The 18861-nt window shown below is 48.4% G+C and carries 17 protein-coding genes; 8 read left to right on the forward strand and 9 right to left on the reverse strand.

All coding sequences use genetic code 11. The features are described from left to right. The first annotated feature begins 109 nt into the window (after window positions 1-109). Entirely contained in the window at window positions 110-1762 is a 1653-nt protein-coding gene (locus ACYQ2M_RS07075; RefSeq protein ID WP_459915627.1) for a fatty acid CoA ligase family protein, read from the forward strand. Here ACYQ2M_RS07075 and ACYQ2M_RS07080 read toward each other — a convergent pair whose 3' ends face one another. After that, a complete protein-coding gene (locus ACYQ2M_RS07080; protein ID WP_459915628.1) occupies window positions 1763-3061 on the reverse strand; it encodes a CBS domain-containing protein in 1299 nt (432 codons plus the stop codon). Then, a complete protein-coding gene (locus tag ACYQ2M_RS07085; RefSeq protein WP_459915629.1) occupies window positions 3058-3873 on the reverse strand; it encodes a hypothetical protein in 816 nt (271 codons plus the stop codon). Before ACYQ2M_RS07085 ends, ACYQ2M_RS07080 begins: the two co-directional genes overlap by 4 nt. Window positions 3874-4147: 274 nt before the next feature. Between ACYQ2M_RS07085 and ACYQ2M_RS07090 the strand changes: the two genes are divergently transcribed. Together ACYQ2M_RS07090 and ACYQ2M_RS07095 are read left to right on the forward strand one after the other, a co-directional pair. Continuing rightward, the gene (locus ACYQ2M_RS07090) at window positions 4148-4702 is read left to right on the forward strand and encodes a glycine cleavage system transcriptional repressor (RefSeq protein ID WP_459915630.1); all 555 of its coding nucleotides are present in this window, start codon (window positions 4148-4150) and stop codon (window positions 4700-4702) included. A 106-nt stretch (window positions 4703-4808) separates the two neighbouring features. Then, complete coding sequence (locus ACYQ2M_RS07095) at window positions 4809-6182, forward strand: PFL family protein (RefSeq protein ID WP_459915631.1); 1374 nt, start codon at window positions 4809-4811, stop codon at window positions 6180-6182. Between the two features lie 146 nt (window positions 6183-6328). Here the strand turns inward: ACYQ2M_RS07095 and map are convergent, their stop codons facing one another. The 3 genes from map to ACYQ2M_RS07110 are packed head-to-tail and all read right to left on the reverse strand — an operon-like array spanning window position 6329 to window position 8785. Further along, window positions 6329-7213: a type I methionyl aminopeptidase gene (gene map / locus ACYQ2M_RS07100; protein WP_459915701.1), complete on the reverse strand. Its 885-nt coding sequence runs from the start codon at window positions 7211-7213 to the stop codon at window positions 6329-6331. A gap of 2 nt (window positions 7214-7215) precedes the next feature. Beyond that, a complete protein-coding gene (gene miaB / locus ACYQ2M_RS07105; protein ID WP_459915632.1) occupies window positions 7216-8586 on the reverse strand; it encodes a tRNA (N6-isopentenyl adenosine(37)-C2)-methylthiotransferase MiaB in 1371 nt (456 codons plus the stop codon). After that, entirely contained in the window at window positions 8576-8785 is a 210-nt protein-coding gene (locus ACYQ2M_RS07110; RefSeq protein ID WP_459915633.1) for a DUF4911 domain-containing protein, read from the reverse strand. The genes miaB and ACYQ2M_RS07110 overlap by 11 nt, the downstream gene beginning before the upstream one ends. Before the next feature lie 310 nt (window positions 8786-9095). Here ACYQ2M_RS07110 and recJ point away from each other — a divergent pair, with 310 nt between their 5' ends. From recJ to ACYQ2M_RS07125, 3 genes are all read left to right on the forward strand, one after another. Continuing rightward, a complete protein-coding gene (gene recJ, locus ACYQ2M_RS07115) occupies window positions 9096-10811 on the forward strand; it encodes a single-stranded-DNA-specific exonuclease RecJ (protein WP_459915634.1) in 1716 nt (571 codons plus the stop codon). A 131-nt stretch (window positions 10812-10942) separates the two neighbouring features. Beyond that, complete coding sequence (locus ACYQ2M_RS07120) at window positions 10943-11374, forward strand: hypothetical protein (RefSeq protein WP_459915635.1); 432 nt, start codon at window positions 10943-10945, stop codon at window positions 11372-11374. A gap of 466 nt (window positions 11375-11840) precedes the next feature. Continuing rightward, window positions 11841-12422, forward strand: coding sequence for a hypothetical protein (locus ACYQ2M_RS07125; protein ID WP_459915636.1), 582 nt, complete (start codon window positions 11841-11843; stop codon window positions 12420-12422). Between the two features lie 93 nt (window positions 12423-12515). Here the strand turns inward: ACYQ2M_RS07125 and ACYQ2M_RS07130 are convergent, their stop codons facing one another. From ACYQ2M_RS07130 to rfbD, 3 genes are all read right to left on the reverse strand, one after another. Further along, window positions 12516-13148 (reverse strand): TetR/AcrR family transcriptional regulator, encoded by a 633-nt coding sequence (locus ACYQ2M_RS07130; protein WP_459915637.1) that lies wholly within the window; start codon window positions 13146-13148, stop codon window positions 12516-12518. Window positions 13149-13243: 95 nt separating this feature from the next. Next, a complete protein-coding gene (locus ACYQ2M_RS07135) occupies window positions 13244-15685 on the reverse strand; it encodes a glycogen/starch/alpha-glucan phosphorylase (RefSeq protein ID WP_459915638.1) in 2442 nt (813 codons plus the stop codon). A gap of 111 nt (window positions 15686-15796) precedes the next feature. Further along, window positions 15797-16681, reverse strand: coding sequence for a dTDP-4-dehydrorhamnose reductase (gene rfbD / locus ACYQ2M_RS07140; RefSeq protein WP_459915639.1), 885 nt, complete (start codon window positions 16679-16681; stop codon window positions 15797-15799). A gap of 394 nt (window positions 16682-17075) precedes the next feature. Between rfbD and ACYQ2M_RS07145 the strand changes: the two genes are divergently transcribed. Further along, complete coding sequence (locus ACYQ2M_RS07145; RefSeq protein WP_459915640.1) at window positions 17076-17456, forward strand: NifB/NifX family molybdenum-iron cluster-binding protein; 381 nt, start codon at window positions 17076-17078, stop codon at window positions 17454-17456. 211 nt (window positions 17457-17667) lie between these two features. Beyond that, window positions 17668-18096 (forward strand): iron-sulfur cluster assembly scaffold protein, encoded by a 429-nt coding sequence (locus ACYQ2M_RS07150; protein ID WP_459915641.1) that lies wholly within the window; start codon window positions 17668-17670, stop codon window positions 18094-18096. A 387-nt stretch (window positions 18097-18483) separates the two neighbouring features. On the opposite strand, the gene ACYQ2M_RS07155 is transcribed toward ACYQ2M_RS07150, so the two are convergent. Next, a complete protein-coding gene (locus ACYQ2M_RS07155; protein ID WP_459915642.1) occupies window positions 18484-18780 on the reverse strand; it encodes a hypothetical protein in 297 nt (98 codons plus the stop codon). Window positions 18781-18861 lie beyond the last annotated feature (81 nt).

An 18861-nucleotide genomic window follows, 5' to 3' on the forward strand; every position in this document is an offset into this window, starting at 1 on the left:
TAATTAGAAAAACAAACAAAACACTCAAAATTCATGGTCTGCCCCCTCCCGGGCATTTTCAGGACAAAAAAATAGTCATCAAGTTTTAAAAAGCGGAAACAGGTGTTTTATGAACGATATTGTGAATATTTCCTACTGGTTGAAAAAAAGTGCACAGACATTTCCCTATAAAAGAGCCGTGGTGGTCCCCCATTCCAGGGATAAAAAAAAACGGATACCATACAGCCACATGACCTTCCTTCAGCTGGACAGGGCCACGGATCAGTTGGCCTATGCCTTTGAAGAAAACGGCATCACCCGGGGTAGCAGAACCATCCTGATGGTCCCCCCTGGCATAGATTTTTTCACCATTACCTTTGCCCTTTTCAAGGTGGGGGCTGTTCCAGTGGTGGTGGACCCGGGAATGGGGATAAAACGCATGCTGTCATGCTTTGAACAGGGAAAGCCCGACGCCTTCATCGGCATTGAAAAGGCCCATTATTTAAGAATATTCAACCCCTGGCGATTCAAAACCGTCAAAACCTGGGTCACCGTGGGAAAACGAAGATTCTGGAGAGGCCTGAGCCTTGATCAGCTGCTGGCCCGGGAAACACAGGCCCCGTTTCCAGCGGCAGAAACCGCGGCCCATGAAACCGCGGCCATCCTCTTTACCACGGGCAGTACTGGACCTGCCAAAGGGGTGGTGTACACCCATGGTAATTTTGATGCCCAGCTGCGGCAGATCAGGGATCATTTCAAAATTGGAGCAGATGAAATTGATCTGCCCACATTTCCACTATTTGCCCTGTTTGACCCGGCCCTTGGCATGACCGCCGTCATTCCCGACATGGACCCCACAAAGCCTGCCCTGGTGAACCCTGAACGCATCATTGAAGCCATTGAAAACCAGGGGGTCACCAACATGTTCGCCTCCCCTGCCCTGCTCAACCGGGTGGGGAAATACGGTAAAGAAATGGGAATACAGCTGCCATCCCTTAAGCGAGTGGTGTCCGCAGGCGCTCCGGTGACCCCGGCAAACATTGAACAATTCTCCACCATGCTCAATGAGGACACTGAGATTCACACCCCCTATGGTGCCACCGAGGCAGTGCCCATCATCTCCATTGGCAGCCATGAAATTCTGACAGAAACCCGCAAATTAAGCGAACAGGGGTTTGGCATGTGCGTGGGGTACCCCATTGGTGACACCCCCGTTGAAATCATCACCATCACCGATGATCCCATTGCACAATGGAATGAGGATCTGAAAGCACAGCCCAGTGAGGTTGGAGAAATTGTGGTAAAAGCACCCCTGGTCACATCCGGGTATTTTAATAACCCCAGAGCCGAACTTTTGGCCAAGATTGAAGACGGTGACGGCGGCATATGGCACCGCATGGGTGATCTGGCCTGGCGGGACACCAAGGGACGATTCTGGTTCTGCGGAAGAAAAAGCCACCGTGTGATCACCGGCAAGGGGCCGCTTTTCACCATCCCCGTTGAGGCGGTGTTCAACAATCATCCCCAGGTATTCAGAAGCGCCCTTACAGGGGTGGGTCCCCGGGACATGCAAACGGCGGTGATGTGCATTGAAGTGGAAACCGGTGTAACCAATACCGCTATGCTTGTGGATGAACTTCATACCCTGGCCGACAAACATCCCCTGGCCGAGGCCATTGAGCATATATTAATCCATCCGGGCTTTCCCGTGGATATCCGCCACAATTCCAAAATTTTCAGGGAACAACTGGCAGTATGGGCCGATAAGAAAATAAAGACCTGATCAATCCGGCAGAATATCATAGAAGTAAAGCATGGTGTCAGACCGGGTGACAATACCGATGATTTCACCGTCATGTAGGACGGGAATCCGTCCGATGTCATGCTTGATCATAAGACGTGCCGCATCAATGGCACTACTCTGGGGTGAGATGGACACGACATCCCGACTCATGAATGCCTTAATAGGGGATCGCATGTGACTATCCTTGCGAATTTTTTTAAAATCCCGTCGGGAAATAATTCCCACCATGTGGTTGTCATCATCCACCACGGGCATGCCCGTACAGCCCTTTTCCCGCAAGATCATGGCCACATCATCCACACTGGTATCTTCATGAACCGTGGTGACTGGATAGGACATGATGTCGGACAGCATCACCGATGAATGTTGGTTGCCTTTCACCATCTCCACAACCATCTCTTTTATAACATCAGGGTTGGTTTTTTTCAGCAGGGCAGAGCCTGCACCCGGATGTCCCCCCCCCCCCATGCTTCTCATGATAACGCCAATATTGATCCCTTCTATGTTGCTTCTGCCGATGACCATGCAACGATCTCGCTCCACATCATTAAAAATGCCAAAGGCTGCATCCACATTGACAATTTCCCGGTACATCTGGACCACCATGGACAGATTCTGTATATGCCCGGTGATATCCATGGACACAATGCTGACGTTATACCCGGATAATTCCGTGCGGGCCGCCTGCTGAATCATTTGGAACAAAATTTCCTTCTGCTGCTTGCCATAGGCCTGGCGCAGGAATGTGGATAAAATCTGAAGATCCGCCTTTCTTTCCAGGAGATATGCCGCGGCAAGTGCATCTTCGGCTGTGGTGGAGGCAAAGGTCAGATTACCGGTATCCTCATAAAGCCCCATGAGAAACAGGGTGGCCTGGATGGGGGTTAAAAGTTTTCTCTGGGCCTTTAGCTCCCTGACCATCAGAGTAATGTTGGCCCCGCAGCTTTCCTGGTGGCGCTCATGGGCCTTGATGTCGCCATCAATGTGGTGATCCCAGATGGTGATGTGAATATCCCGTCGTTTTTTCAGGGCATCCATGCCCTCCAGTCTACGCCAGCAATTTGTGTCCACCACCACAAGGGATGTCACATCATCCATGGTTATCTCCCCAGGGGAACAACAACCAAAAACATCCTTGTGGATGGAAAGAAATCCCTTGAGATTGGGATTTATCACGTTGGGTAAAACAGCCCTGGCACCTGGATAAATAAGGGTTCCCGCCACCAGGGAGGCCAGTGCATCAAAATCGGTTCCTTTGTGGGTGGTGATAATCTTCATGTCTCATTTCCTGTGGTATCTTCTTCCACAACACCATCTTCATATCCGATCAACTGGGGCTTTTCACCGCCATCATAGCCCAAGGCGGGCACACCACTTAAGTGTCTTTCATGTTCCAGCTGGAGCTCAAATTTACGAATCTCGGTCTGGGCATCCATGCTTTTACGGGCCAGTTGATATTTCATGTGCATGAACCAGGCAAACAACAAAAACAGGGCCCCCAGCACGGTCATGAAAAAATATTTGTAATGCTCAAAGGTTTCAATGCCCGCCTTGGCCAAAAAGGTGAGCATGTTGGGCACAATCCAGTAAAGCAGCACTGCACTGATCAATAAGAATCCGATGATGAAGATATTTAGCTTGCCCATGCGAAACAGCAAATGCTCCCCCCGCCCCTTGGGGGTTTTATCTTCTTCCGGGTTTTCTTCATCCACCTGATCCTGCACCAAGGCCTTGGCCGCCTTAAGCACAAAGGCCAGCAGAAGAATCAGGCCCACCGGAATTCCCACCGATGCAGACAACCATGCCCGAAAAGGAAAAGGAATATCCTTTGTATAGAGTTTCACCTGGTATTGATCCAGGGAACCGAAGGTGTTTTCAAAGTAATATTTATTAAAGTTGGTCAGTGTAGAACCTTTAACCTCATATATGATCTGTCCATCATCTCCCATGACCTTCAGCCAAGATTGTCTGCCTGATTTCATGGACGCCATCACCAGAATTTCCAGTTCAATGAGGAAAAAACCAATGATAACAATTAACAAAACAACTTTATAATCCCTGACAAACGATGACCAGCCTTTTTCCGACATTTAAATTTCATGCTCCACATAAATAGGTTATCACACCGGTCTTTCTTTATGACAAATCCGGGGTATCAGGACTAAGTATAATCATACTTCCCCCAAACATCAATATTTTTCCATGGACAGCTTAAGGCCCCGTAAAACATGCATCAGAGCTTGCAGGAACAGCGGGCACATCATTTTTTATGGTTTACCTCCATGCCGGAATGGTTTATTAAAGCGTTTTATAATGCAGACCCGGAATTACCTGGGCACAAACGTACATTCAGGAGTTTTAACCATGAAAAAATTGATCATCACCGTTCTGGGCAAGGACAAACCAGGCATCATCGCCAGGGTATCCGCCAGTTTATACGCCCTTGACTGCAACCTTCAAAATGTAAACCAAATGATCCTGCAGAACGAATTTTCAGGTTTTTTCATTGTGGAACCCCCTCCGGGACTGGACATGAAGACCCTGCATCAGCGGCTTGACCGGGATCTGTCCGCCCAAGGCCTTCAGATTTACATGGACCAGATTTCCCAGCCAGATGAAACGAAGATCCCCGTAGCTGCAGAAACATTTCTTATCACCACCATCGGCCCTGACCAGAAGGGCCTGGTAGCCAGATTCACCCAGATAATTGCTGAACATCAGGTGAACGTAACCAACCTAAAAGCGGTGTTCAAGGGGGGGGATGATCCAACGGCCAATATCATGGTCTATGAAATCGCCGTGACCCCGACCACCGACCAGACTCACCTGTTTGAAGCCCTAAGAACCAAAGCGGCGGAACTGGGACTGGATATTTCCATACAGCACAAAAATATTTTTGAAACCATCAATAAAATTTAATTCTGGAGCATCCTTTCCCGTATCCAATTAAAAAACAGACGTATCTGCCGATTATACCCATTGATTAACGGATAAGGGAAAGGTCATATTCCCCAAGGAAAACCCCATGTTTAATGAACAGGAAATCATATCAACCATAGAAATGGTTAAAAACGAACATCTTGATGTCCGGGCGGTAACACTGGGCATCAGCCTTTTTGACTGCGTCAGCCATGACCTTGAAGTGTTCAAGCAAAAAATTCGTGCCAAAATCCTCCGCAATGCCACAGATCTTGTAAGAGTCTGCGATGCCGTGGGGGACAAGTACGGCATTTCCGTGGTGAACAAGCGCATTTCGGTGAGCCCCATCGGCCTGGTGGGAGCACCTTTTTCCGCTCCCCAGATGGTGGAAATTGCCCATACCTTAAATGACATTGCTAAGGCCGTAAACATTGATTTCATGGGCGGATTCTCGGCCCTGGTGGAAAAGGGCATTGCCCCTGGGGACCGTGCCCTCATGGATGCCCTTCCCCAGGCCCTCGCCGAAACCCAGCGGCTTTGCGCCTCGGTGAATGTGGCCACCACCCGATCGGGTATCAACATGGATGCCGTGTATGAAATGGCCCGGGTCATTAAAAAAGCCGCAGCCCTGACAGCCGATGATGACGGCCTTGCCTGTGCCAAGCTGTGCGTGTTTGCCAATATTCCCCAAGACATGCCATTCATGGCAGGGGCCTATCTCGGGGTGGGGGTGGCCGATGCCGTTATTAATGTGGGCGTCAGCGGCCCCGGGGTGGTTAAAAAAGCCATTGAACGGGCCCTGGAAAAATCCCCTGGCCTGCGCCTGGGGCAAATTGCGGAAATCATCAAAACAACAGCCTGCAAGGTCACAAGGGTGGGTGAACTCATCGGCCGGGAGGTGGCAGACACATTAAACATCCGGTTCGGGGTGGTGGATCTCTCCCTGGCACCCACACCCACGGTGGGGGATAGCATTGGTGAAATTTTCCAGGCACTGGGCCTTACCAGCATCGGGGTACCCGGCTCCACGGCGGCCCTTGCCATGTTGAATGATGCCGTCAAAAAAGGCGGAGCCTTTGCAAGCTCCCATGTGGGGGGATTAAGCGGTGCCTTTATTCCGGTGTGTGAGGATTTAAACATTGCCGAAGCCGCAGCCAACGGCTATCTCTCCATTGAGAAGCTTGAAGCCATGACCTGCGTGTGCTCCGTGGGGCTTGACATGGTGCCCATCCCCGGGCATATCACCGAAGAATCCCTGGCCGGCATCATTGCCGACGAAATGGCCATCGGCATGATAAACAACAAGACCACGGCCACAAGACTTATCCCTGTACCCGGGAAAAAAGCAGGGGACAAGGTTTATTTCGGGGGTCTTCTGGGGGAAGCACGAATCATGGACGTTGCCCATGCCCACCTTCGGGATTCATTTGTGAAACAGGGCGGCAGAATTCCCGCTCCCATCCACAGCATGAAAAATTAAAGTAAATATTCGATCAGCACACCATATTCGTCTATTTTACCCTATTTAGCATTTATATGCTACGCAATCCCAAATAGACGAATATGGGGCACTGGCCAAACATTTACACTACCAAACCCAATATTTATAAATTAAAAGAACGAGGCTTATAGTTCGTAAGGGGTAAGACTTTCGAACCCGGTCTCCGTCACAAGGATGGTCTGTTCAAACTGCGCAGACAGAGAGGCATCACTGGTGACGGCTGTCCAGCGATCCGGCAGAATATGAAGATCGCGTCTTCCAAGGTTGATCATGGGCTCAATGGTGAACACCATGCCAGGTACCAGTTTTACCCCGCGGCCCCGCTTGCCGAAATGGAGTACCTGGGGCTGCTCGTGAAAATCCAGCCCCACACCATGCCCCACAAACTCCCGGACAACGGAACATCCTTGGCCTTCGGCGTAGGTCTGGATGGCCCAGCCGATGTCTCCAAGGTTTCCCCCGGGTTTGACCATTGCCATGGCCCGTTTCAAAGATTCTGCTGCCACAGCCACTATTTTTTTCCCTTCCCTTGTGGGGGTGCCCACAAAAAAGGTTTTATTGGCATCGGCATAAAACCCGTTGAGTATGGGGGTGATATCCACATTAACGATGTCACCGTCCTTTAACACACGCTCCCCGGGAATCCCATGACAGATGACTTCATTGACGGAAACGCAGACACTTTTGGGAAATCCCCGGTAATTAAGGGGGGCAGGCACAGCACCCGCCTTCAGGGTCTCTTCATGGACCAAGGTGTTAATCTCTTCGGTTTTAATCCCCGGTGCGATCATGCGTTCCACCTTGTCCATGATATCCATAAGTACGCGCCCTGCAGCTCTTATGCCCTCAATCTCATGGGGATCTTTAAGGGTAATATCAAATTTCTTTTTATATTCTTCCTTCAAGGTCATGGGGGCTGACACCCCATTCATGCAGCAGTTTTTAAATTTCTTTCCGCTTCCGCAGGGACAGGGGCTATTTCTGCCCACCTTTTGTCTACTAGATCTGATCTTCACTGTAATGACTCCCCTTCACACGTTCCCCAGAGGGAATGGGAATAGGCTTGAACTATGTTTATGTTTACCATTTCTCCCGGTGCCACGCCTGTGGCATTGAAATGGACAATCTTACCGGTATCCGTACGCCCGGTCATTTGGGGTGCGGCAACACTCTCCCCGGGTTCCATATGGCGCTTTTTAAGGCTCCTGCCTTCCACCAGAACCTTCTGCATGGTCCCGACAAGGGCCTGGTTTTGCTGTTCTGTAAAGGTTTCCTGGAGGGCCAGCAATTCATTGAGCCGGGCCATCTTTTCCACTTCATCCACTGCCCCGGAAAAGTGGGCCGCCGGTGCATTGGGCCGGTCCGAATAGGCAAAGGCAAACAAACCATCAAACCCGACGGTGGAAATAAGAGACAGGGTCTGTTCGAAATCCTGTCGGGTTTCCGATGGAAAGCCCACAATCATATCAGAAGAAAGTCCCACATCCGGACAATGGTTTCGCAGCATGGCGATACGTTCCAGATACATCTCCCGGGTATATCCCCGGTGCATTTTTTTTAAGATGTCGTTGGACCCCGACTGCACCGGCAGGTGAAGCTGATTGCACACTTTGTCCAGATCCCGGATGGCAAAAATAAGTTCATCGGATAAATCCTTGGGATGGGAGGTAGCAAATCGGATACGCTCTATACCTGACACATCGCTAATCCTGGCCAGAAGTTCCGGAAAGGAGCAGATGCCCTCTTTTTGTCCATAGGAGTTGACATTCTGACCCAAAAGTGTCACCTCTTTCACCCCGGTTTCGGCCAACAGGGTGATCTCTTCCACAATGCTTTCCGGGGTGCGGCTTCGCTCCCGTCCCCGGACATAGGGAACAACACAATAGGTGCAATAATTATCACAGCCCTGCATGATGGTAACAAAGCGGGAGACCTTTTTTAAGGCCTTGCCAGTTTCAATGCGGGGGGGTGTTTCAAAAATCCCATGGGTTTCCCGGGTTTCACAGATATGGGTACGTCCGGACTGAACGGCTTCAATGATGCGGGGAAGCTGATCCACGGCATGGGTACCCATCACCACATTCAGATGGGGAATGCGCTTAAATACATTTTCTTTTTCCTGCTGGGCCACACACCCGGCCATGATGGACACCAGATGGGTTTTTTTCTTTTTCTTATCGGCAAGTCTTCCCAGAAAACTGTAAGCTTTTTCCTGGGCCTTTTCCCGAATTGAGCAGGTATTGCAAATCACGATATCTGCATCGTTGAGTTCATCTGTTTTTTCGTACCCCATCTTGTGCAGAATCACAAACAATTTCTCAGAATCATAGGTGTTCATCTGGCAGCCAATGGTATAAATATATACATAGCCCTTACACTTCATTAATTTTCACATCCTTTTTCAAATCTTCTAAAATAGCTTCCACATCGCAGAGGCACCCCGGTGCAATGGCAAACTGCACAAGTCCTGACCCAGGGTCCAGGGTGGTTATTACCCCCAGTCCGTCATGGGCCTCAAAAATAAATTTTAAAAACCCGATGTGGCTTTTTTCTACCTGAAATTTTTTTATAATGGTATTCATACCTGCCCGGTCCATGGTGTTTGAGCAAAAAGTCTAAAATCTTAATATATAACATCAATGACAGGTTTGACCAATATATTTTTATATAGCCACCATGTCAGCCTGCCGACACAACGATTAATGGGTCGTAAACGCGGAGCCAAATGGCATTATGCCGCCCCCAACGGTCAGCCGTTCCGGTTAGGGTAGACGTCGGGGGTGGCATATTGACATTTTTGTTAAAAAAACCAGACATCTGGGTTGCCAACATTTGTAATGACTGGACTTTAGGCTGACAATTGGATATAAAAAGCAATTTCAGGGAAAATATATGGATATGGAATGGGTACACAAATCTGCCGATCCCGGCATAGTGGCAAAAATTTCCCGCATCATCGGGTGCCATCCGGCCGTTGCCGCACTTCTGGTCAACCGCGGCATCACCTCACCGGAAGCCGCTTTTTCTTTTCTGTCCCCAAGCTTTGACAACCTGACCCCGCCCTTTGCCATGAAGGACATGACCTGTGCGGTGGAACGCATTTATACGGCTATATGCAACCAGGAAAAAATTTTGATTTTTGGAGATTTTGATGCCGACGGTGTCACGGCCACCGCCATACTCCATGATTTCTTCACCCATGTAAATGCCGATGTATCCTGGTACATTCCCCACCGAACCCAGGAAGGGTACAGCATGAAGCCCGTACACATTGACATGGCCGTGGAACGGCACATCGATCTGATCATCACCGTGGACTGCGGGTCGGACAACCACGATGCCGTAGCCAAGGCTGCCGAGGAAGACATTGACGTCATCATCACCGACCACCATGAAATTTCACAGCCCTTTCCCCGGGCCGTGGCCATTGTCAATCCCAAACGAAAAGACTGTTCTTCCCACCTTGATCACCTGGCCGGTGTGGGGGTAGCCTTTTATCTTGTCATTGCCCTGAGACAGTATCTGAGACAACAAAATTTCTGGACCTCCATCACAGAACCCAACCTCATGGGTTATTGCGATCTGGTGGCCATCGGCACCATGGCGGACATGGTGCCCCTGAAAAACGAAAACCGCATTTTCACCATCGCAGGTATCCGGGTAATTCAAAAGGGAAAAAGGCCAGGCCTGAAAGCCCTTGCCAACGTCAGTCGGGTGGATACATCTTTTTTTGACTCCGATGATATCTCCTTTCGGATCGCGCCGAGAATTAATGCCGCCGGACGTATGGCCCATGCACAAATCTGTGTGGGTATGCTCACCACCCGGGAAAAAGGCAGTGCAGAGCAGACCGCAGCCCTGCTGGATCAGCTGAACCTGAAGCGGCAGCAGACGGAAAAGAGTATAGTGGAGGAGATTGAAAATAAGATTGTGCGACACCCGGAGATCCTGGATCGCCAGGCCATTGTACTCTCCGATAACAAATGGAATCCCGGTGTGCTAGGCATTGCCGCATCTAAAACCGCACGGAAATATTTCAGGCCGGTGGTGCTCATCTCCACGGCAGCCACGCCAGCCACAGGTTCGTGCAGAAGTGTGGCTTCGGTGGATATCCATGCCATCTTAACCCAATGCACAAGTTTGCTGGAAAAATTCGGTGGCCATGTCATGGCGGCTGGTATCTCACTTCTGGAAACAAACATTGCAACCTTTGCAGAAATGTTTGAGCAGAAGGTTGCCCTGGCCGTCCAGAAACACCCCTTAAAAAAACAATTAATTCTGGACTGTGTTCTGGAACCTCATGAAATAACCGAAACGCTCATCAACGAGGTGGATGGCCTTCGCCCCTTTGGCACCGACAATCCCGAACCCCTCTTTCACTGCTCAAATCTCCAGGTGACATCCTCTGTCATCATCGCCGATAGACATCGGAAAATGATCCTGGAAAAAACATCCACCTCTGGAATCAGCGCAACCATTGAAGCGTTTCAATTCAATATTAATAAGGATCAGCCCTTGCCGGTGTACTTTAACAAAATTGCATTCAGAGTCCGAATGAATCGATTCAACCGCAAAAGCTTTCCCCAGATTATTATTGAAGCCATATGATTTTTATCTTGTAACCCATGTTCATTTCCGATTATACTCTTCGCCAGAGATAAATAAAGATTAACATATTGCGGCCTTGGCAAAAGATTTTTCCGGAACCAGGCTCCATAAAACCATAAGAAGGACAGGCTATGGGTAAAACATTTAATGTGGGACACAGAGAAGCTAAACTGCTTTCAAAAATAGAATCATCCAAAGAACGGGAAAAAGGCCGGGCCATCCACGCAGTCCGGGAAAATATTGACATGTTCAGTAACTGGGTTTCCATGACCCTGGTGGAAAATGGCATTGTGGAAACCGTAAGCAAAAACGCCATTCAAGAACAGATTGCCAAATGCCTTGACACCCTCTGCAAGGCCGAAGATTTTGACATTGATTTTCAAATTGCACCCTTTCGCACCCTGGTACAGAACCCCAATGTGGTCAGTCTTTATCTCACCGCATTCATTCTGGAAAAACTGATCAATCACAAGGATGTCATTGATATTTTCGGCAGTGATGACGATATCTATCATTGTATCCAGAAAGAAACAGAAAAACTTTTGGCAGGACCTAAAACCTGATCAAAACCGGCCCACAGGGTTGCACTGTAAACCTTTACTTTCCCCCCGACGACATTGGAACCGGCAGCCACTGGGCTGCCGGTTCCATTTATCCCAGCCCTTTATTCCCACCTCGCAGCTCCTTCTGACAATAGATCCATATTTCTCAGTTTTTTTCAGTTTTTCCAGCTTGACTTATTTATAAATTCATATATATTAAAAAAATAAATCACAAAGAATAAATCGTTCACTATTCAATGATCCAGGCTCATTGTCTTTTTCAGCACAGACTGTATCCTTGATCAAATGGGCCTTGGTTGCCATTTCCGCCCACGCCTTCAAGCAGTTCATGATCCATCGTGATCAACCTTATGTTTTATTAAAGCCCGAATTTTTTAAACAGCTGCCATGTTTGTAACCAAGTCCCCTACGGTGAAACCCGGCCCCTTCATGTTTTATGATAATCGCCATATTTTCAGGAGGTTTCATGAATGAATTTTTAAAAAATCTAAGGAATCCCCAGCGAAACCCAAAAGCAAGACACAGTTCCGGTACCAGAAAAAGTGCCGAAGGTAATTTTTATCCAAGCATTGACAGACGAAAAAATAAAGAGCGCAGGGGATCGCAACTAAGTAATTTTGACGATCTGCCCCAGGAAAAGGATGCTCTGAACCAGTCAATGCCAGCAATCAAAGCCAATCTGGCGGCCATCGCCACCAGCATAGAAAGGATGTGTGAAACCGGAGAAAAACTGGCTGAAACCCAGATGAAATTTCATAGGGCAATAACTTGTTTTTTTAATAATATGAATGACTTGTTAACCGGAAAAAATATCCCCCAGGTTCTGTCCTCCAGCTCCCCGCCGGAAAGCACAGCCCCGCCTGCCTCCCGGGATATGGATGGATCGCGGCTCACCAAAACGGAGGTTGTTGACATCATCCAGGAGATGCGCAACAGTCGGTGTACCTTTGGAGAAATTGCTGAAGAATTGAAAAAACGGGGAATCCCCACGTTTTCCGGGAGAGGAGAATGGCATGCCCAGACCATTCACAGATTATGCAAAAAATAAGCCATAACAAAACTGTCCCTCATAATCCATGGCAGGATGGGGGGATCAGGCCCGGGCATTTTAACGTATCACGAAGAAATCAGATTCCCCGGATCAGGAACGTGTCAGCCCAATGGCAATGAGTTCAAAGGCCGTTTCCAGCGTCTGCTTTACAAAATCCTTTTCATTATTTAAAAGACGCTTACTGTCCACCCACAACACCACGCCGGAATAAGTAGCCCAGATGATATCTGCCAGGGCCACGGGGTGCCGATCCACAAAAATCCCCTGGTCCAGACCTTCCTGAACAATGGCCGTAATGGCCCCCAGGGCATCGGCGGATGTCTTTTCTATTTCTGTCAGAACCGGTCCCGACAGATTCTTCAGGGTTTCACCGGATTGAAGATGAAACAGATTGATCAGCACCATGGCGTCATATTCATACACCTTTATAAAAACATCTTTTAATGCCATGAGTTTTGCCATGGCGTCGATATCTTTATTGTGAACATAGGTATTTATCTGATCCGTGAGATACTCAAGGATATTAATGGAAAGAGAGGTATGAAGTTCTTCCTTATTTTTAAAATATAGATACAGGGTTCCCGGACTGAGCTCGGCCTCTCCTGCAATTTCCTCCATGGTGGCCCGATTGAATCCCTTGGCTGAGAAAACCGTTTTGGCCGCTTCCATGATCTGAATGCGCCGCTGTTCTTTTTCTCTCTGCTTCCGCTCATGTATTCCCATGTTGCACCTCTTAATATTTTGAATCTTCTTTACTGTATACAAGCGGTTTATTTAATACATGGACAAGGCAAAAAGCTCAAGGGAAAAATATATTTTCATATCTGACTTTCAATGCCCCAGATGTCCCGGGCATATTCCCTAATGGTTCGATCACTGGAAAAAATACCGGTGCGGGCAGTGTTCAGAAGTGTCATCTCTCCCCATTTTTTCCTGTCGACATAATCCATTGCCAGCCGTGCCTGGGTATCCACATAGGACTGGAAATCGGCAAGGTTCATATAATAATCTCCGTGATTTACCACCGCGTCAAACACCGGGGAAAAGATGCCGGATTCCCAGCCGCAGAACCGAGGAGAATTGATGGCATCAAGCACCCGTCCGGCATGGGGGGTAGCTGTCAATATTTTCCCGGGATTGTAGTCTTTTCGCATGGCAGAAATTTCTTCCACCGAATGTCCGAAAATATAAATATTTTCCATACCCACAGCGTCGGCAATTTCAATGTTGGCACCATCCATGGTACCCATTGTCACCGCCCCGTTAATGGCAAACTTCATGTTACCGGTGCCGGAAGCCTCCATGCCTGCTGTGGAAATCTGTTCACTGACATCGGCACCCGGGATGATAATCTCGGCAAGGGACACTTTATAATCCGGAATAAAGGCCACTTTGATCCACTGGCTCACCAGGGGATCTTTGTTGATCACATCGGCCACCCCATGAATCAGGCGGATGATAAGCTTTGCAATAAAATACCCGGGGGCTGCCTTGCCGGAAAAAATATAGGTCCGGGGACAGGGAGGCAGCACGCCGTCCTCGTGGATCATAAAATAACCGTGCACAATATGCATGATATTTAAAAGCTGACGTTTGTATTCATGAATTCTTTTGGCATGGATGTCAAAGATCGAATCCGGATCCACATCAACGTAGGCCGTCTTTTTAATAAGGCGGGCCAGGCGCAGCTTGTTTTCCCGCTTCACCATGGAAAATCGTGTCATAAAAGCGGCATCATTTCTTAAGGGTTCAAGGGCCTTCAGAGCATCAAGGTTGGTGATCCAGTCATCCCCGATAACCTCTGAAACCAGACGGGCAAGGCCTGGATTGGCGGACAAAAGCCAGCGTCGGGGGGTGACTCCATTGGTTTTGTTATTGAATTTTTCAGGCCACAGCTGATGAAATTCCGGTACCAGAAAGGTCTTTACCAGATGGGAATGAATCTTTGCAACCCCGTTCACTGAATGACTGCCCACAATGGCCAAATGAGCCATCTTTACATGTCTTTCTTCTCCTTCTTCAATGATGGACATGCGCTGGAGGCGCTGGCGATCATCGGGGAAAGAAACGGCAAGGCTTTCCAGAAATCGCCGGTTGATCTCGTATATGATTTGTAAATGCCTGGGAATCACCTTCTCCACAATGCCCAGAGGCCACTTTTCCAGGGCTTCCGGCAGCAGGGTATGGTTGGTATAGGCCAGGGTTTCGGTGGTTATTTTCCAGGCATTATCCCATTCCAGCCCATGGACATCCACAAGGGAACGCATGAGTTCTGCCACCGTCAAAGCAGGGTGGGTGTCATTGAGCTGAATGGCCACTTTTCTGGCAAATTTGCTGAAATCATCGTGCTGTTTTAAATAAATGCGAATGATATCCTGTACGGCGCAGGCCACCAGAAAATATTCCTGCACCAGACGAAGCTCCCTTCCTGCCTCCTGGGAATCCGATGGATAGAGAATTTTAGAAATGTTTTCAGAGTTTATCTTTCGTTCCACGGCCCGGAAATAATCGCCCTCATTGAAAATGCGGATATCAAAATCCTCCGAAGCCCATGCCGAAAATAATCTCAGACGGTTTGCCGTGTGGCCCCCATACCCCACCACGGGGATATCGTGGGGCCTACCCACCACCAGCTGCCATTCCGACCACATGGGATTGTACCCGCCCTTAGTATCTTCTGTATCCACAATGCGTCCATACACGGGGATCATGCATTTTTCACCGGACCTGGCAATGAGCCAGGGGGAAGACTTGCTTGGCCAGTTATCAGGTTTTTCTCGCTGATACCCACCCATGATGCTCTGTTTGAAAAGCCCATAATCATAGTTGATCCCATACCCGAATCCCGGCATGTCAAGGCTTGCCAAGGAATCCAGAAAACAGGCGGCCAGCCTGCCAAGGCCACCATTTCCAAGGGAAGGGTCAGGTTCGCACTCCATGAGGGTATCCAGATTCAACCCCATATTATCCAGAATTTCCCGGACATCTTCCAGTATTCCCATGTTTAAAAGATTATTAGCAAGTAGAGGCCCTGTGAGAAACTCCATAGAGATATAATGCATGCGCTTGACCTCCCTTACGGCATAGCGCTGCTCTGTGGCAATGCGGATATCCATGAGTAATTTACGCACCGCCGAGGACACACCGTTGAACAGATCCGTGTTACTGGCATCGGTCATGGGTTTTCCCAGCACATACCGAACATAATCACGAATGGTTTTCTCAAATCCAGAAATATCCGGCTTTATCATGGAATCCATATATCTCCTTAAATTCTCAACATGCTGATGAGGACCAATTTAGCTTGATAACGAAGGGTATGTCCAATACCCATAATCCAACGTCCAAAAACCAATACCCGACAAAACTTATCAAATATCTGTTGTGAGTTCGTCAAGCAGATCATTGCGGTACCGGGACACAAACTGTTCCACCCCGTGACGCCAGCCGGTCATGCGATTGATGTTTTCCAGCTTCAGACGTCTATTTTCAAGAATGGAATTAGCAGGGCGGGCTGCCGGTGTGGGGTACTCTTCTGTAGTACAGGGAATCAGACAATGAGGTACCTCCATTTTTTTTAGAAAAAAGCAGGCAAGTTCATACCATGAGCAATAGCCTTCCGAGGTGGCATGATAGATGCCCTGCCCCTGTTCCCGGAGCAGCCGATGGATCTGAAGAGCCAGACGCAAAGACCATGTGGGAGATCCATACTGGTCATTTACCACCTTGAATTCTTTTCCAGGATTGGCAAGGGTCAGACGCAACATGGTTTTAAGAAAATTTCCCCCATGGGCACCATAGAGCCAGGCGGTGCGAAGTATTACATGGTCTTTACAGGCCCTGGCAATTCGTGTTTCCCCTTCAAGCTTGGTTTTTCCATATATGGACACGGGATGGGTTTCATCGGTTTCAGACCAGGACAGGGGGGGCTCCCGGTTTCCGTCAAACACATAGTCCGTTGATATGTGAATCAATTTTGCCTGGTGCTTGGCACAGGTCAGTGCCAGGTTTTCCGCCCCCAGAACATTGACATTAAACGCAATCTCCGGTTCAGTTTCACACCGATCCACCTGGGTAAAGGCGGCACAGTTAATGACCACATCCGGCATCACCCTTGCCATGGCTGCCTGTACCCCGGAAAGAGTTGTAATATCAAGCTGGGTACGATTGAAGGGAAAAATGTCATTGTCAACGTCAAACACCCGGATGCAGTCCCATCCCAGCTGCCCGTCACTGCCACAAATCATTACTTTCATTTTAAAAGCTCCCCGGGTTTAGTCATCCATTTTCAGGATCTGGCCATCACAATCATGCCAACCTCCCATACCGCAGTCAGCTTAATATCTTTTGTCCGGCCATACAAGTTTTTTTCGGTTATTAAAAAAAAGCAAAGAAGATCCCTGCCCCATTCTTATGGTCAAGATCAAAATTACAATGGCGGAAAGCCTTTGCTTGACATTGATTTTTTCGTACATAATTTATCGACTCAATACGCCTTTTTTTAATCTTGTTAATGCCTGGAAAAGGCTTAGATATCCTTGATAGTCCAGGGCATTAAACAGAAATCGGCAAAAATACAGACAACTCTGACCCCAAACGCGCCATTGAACATAAACGGGCTCTAAACCTTTTTCACAGGAGTACAGAAAAATGAAAGTAGCATTTCCCACAAACAATGAAAATGGTCTCAACAGCGATGTATACAATCACTTTGGATCTGCGGCCTTTTTTATTCTGCTGGACACCGACACCCAGACCTTTGAAATCCTTAAAAATCAGGACAAGGATCACGCACACGGCCAGTGCCAGCCATTAAAAGCCCTAGGAGACGTCAAGACCGACGCCATCGTGGTGGGTGGCATCGGAAAAGGTGCCCTTGGCAAACTGTCGGCAGAGGGTGTTAAAACCTACCGGGCCATGGAGGGAACAGTCCAGGCCAATCTGGACCTGCTCAATGAAGGAAAGCTTTCAGAATTTCTTCCCGGTCAGACATGCAAAGGACACGCCATCGGCGGTGGATGTGCCCACTAAATTATGGACATAGCCGTTAAATTAATTAGGGATGCAGCCTTTAAATTAAGGTAGCATAGCCAATAATAATACCGTCCATTGGACGGAATTCTAAGCCTGTGTAGAAAAAACAGGACCTGGGCAGTTAACTCAGACCGCTACGCAGGGATTTTTCATCGCTCGGATCAACCATGGACAAGAGTGAGCAAGAAGAAAGGAACAGGAATCAACTATGGAAATAAGTGCCAAACCCAATGAAAGCGTCCGGGCAATGCTCGTGGACTCCGGCTATTCAGACACGGCCATCGACTATTACCTGAACCAGCCGGACATGGGAAGCCTTGCCGATGCCGACCATGTGAGCGAACTCACCGGTCAGTGCGGTGACACCATGAAAATCTTCCTGAAAATGAACAGCCAGATTATTGAAAACGCCAAAATCCAGGTATTGGGATGTCCCGGTGCCATTTCCGCGGCCATGGTGGCCATGGAGATGATCAAGGGTCAAAGCATAGAATATGCCCGCACCATCACAGATCGGGATATTTTCCGAAAACTGATCCAGATACCGGATCAAAAGCAGCATTGCATCCGCCTGGCGGTGAAAACCATGAACAAGGCCTTCGATGAAATCACGGAGACCCACACCGCCAAAATGTAACCGCCACCCCCCGGAGAAGCCCATGAAACTTTATATCCCAATCAATGACACAACTGCATTTTTTCACAATTAAGAAAAAGTAGATCGCCATTTTCTCTCTGGGATGAAGCCTGTGAGCTGATCCGGTCACTGGTACTCGATGTTCAAGTTTTTTATATTGACATAACGGGGATGTCAGGCTTGCGTTATGGGCATTATCGGTGGCGTTTCGGGTTCGTCCCAGCTTTGGTCGATAACGCTAATAACACAAGCCTGACACCGTTCTCGCAAAATCGGTAGAAAAAACTTAAACATCGAGTGGTAGAAGTGTTCCCCCTTTAATTAATCCCTCGAAACACCCGGAAGTCCGGCATGATTCTCACCGCAGGCCGGGGGACACGGACTTAATTATAAACCCAGCATTCCAAGGCCTTCTTCGATTTCAAGATAGGTCTTTATCTCATAATTGTACCCCGGCACACCGATGTAAACGGCCATGCTTTCCCCCACAGCGGTGAGTCCCTGGGCAAGCCTTGCATTATCCACTTCATACAGGGTGATGGAATGAATGCCCCTTTTGACATCTGCAGAAATATAGGGCCCTTTTTTGATGAGATAGTCCGGCAGCACCGGTGCGGTTAAAAATCTTCTGGCCACTTCCTTGGCACTTTCCGGTGGGTAGGTTACATTGGAAATTATAATCATTTGTTTTTCCTTAAATTTATGGGTGAATGATAAATAGGCAAATGGGTACTGGTATTTGGTCTTGGATTCTGACTGCATGAA

This window comes from Desulfocicer niacini (genome assembly GCF_054657595.1).

Coding starts and splice junctions, on each gene's coding strand:
- ACYQ2M_RS07075 (WP_459915627.1), top strand. CDS start 110: ATGAACGATATTGTGAATATTTCCTACTGGTTGAAAAAAAGTGCACAG.
- ACYQ2M_RS07080 (WP_459915628.1), bottom strand. CDS start 3,061: ATGAAGATTATCACCACCCACAAAGGAACCGATTTTGATGCACTGGCC.
- ACYQ2M_RS07085 (WP_459915629.1), bottom strand. CDS start 3,873: ATGTCGGAAAAAGGCTGGTCATCGTTTGTCAGGGATTATAAAGTTGTT.
- ACYQ2M_RS07090 (WP_459915630.1), top strand. CDS start 4,148: ATGAAAAAATTGATCATCACCGTTCTGGGCAAGGACAAACCAGGCATC.
- ACYQ2M_RS07095 (WP_459915631.1), top strand. CDS start 4,809: ATGTTTAATGAACAGGAAATCATATCAACCATAGAAATGGTTAAAAAC.
- miaB (WP_459915632.1), bottom strand. CDS start 8,586: ATGAAGTGTAAGGGCTATGTATATATTTATACCATTGGCTGCCAGATG.
- ACYQ2M_RS07110 (WP_459915633.1), bottom strand. CDS start 8,785: ATGAATACCATTATAAAAAAATTTCAGGTAGAAAAAAGCCACATCGGG.
- recJ (WP_459915634.1), top strand. CDS start 9,096: ATGGATATGGAATGGGTACACAAATCTGCCGATCCCGGCATAGTGGCA.
- ACYQ2M_RS07120 (WP_459915635.1), top strand. CDS start 10,943: ATGGGTAAAACATTTAATGTGGGACACAGAGAAGCTAAACTGCTTTCA.
- ACYQ2M_RS07125 (WP_459915636.1), top strand. CDS start 11,841: ATGAATGAATTTTTAAAAAATCTAAGGAATCCCCAGCGAAACCCAAAA.
- ACYQ2M_RS07130 (WP_459915637.1), bottom strand. CDS start 13,148: ATGGGAATACATGAGCGGAAGCAGAGAGAAAAAGAACAGCGGCGCATT.
- ACYQ2M_RS07135 (WP_459915638.1), bottom strand. CDS start 15,685: ATGGATTCCATGATAAAGCCGGATATTTCTGGATTTGAGAAAACCATT.
- rfbD (WP_459915639.1), bottom strand. CDS start 16,681: ATGAAAGTAATGATTTGTGGCAGTGACGGGCAGCTGGGATGGGACTGC.
- ACYQ2M_RS07145 (WP_459915640.1), top strand. CDS start 17,076: ATGAAAGTAGCATTTCCCACAAACAATGAAAATGGTCTCAACAGCGAT.
- ACYQ2M_RS07150 (WP_459915641.1), top strand. CDS start 17,668: ATGGAAATAAGTGCCAAACCCAATGAAAGCGTCCGGGCAATGCTCGTG.
- ACYQ2M_RS07155 (WP_459915642.1), bottom strand. CDS start 18,780: ATGATTATAATTTCCAATGTAACCTACCCACCGGAAAGTGCCAAGGAA.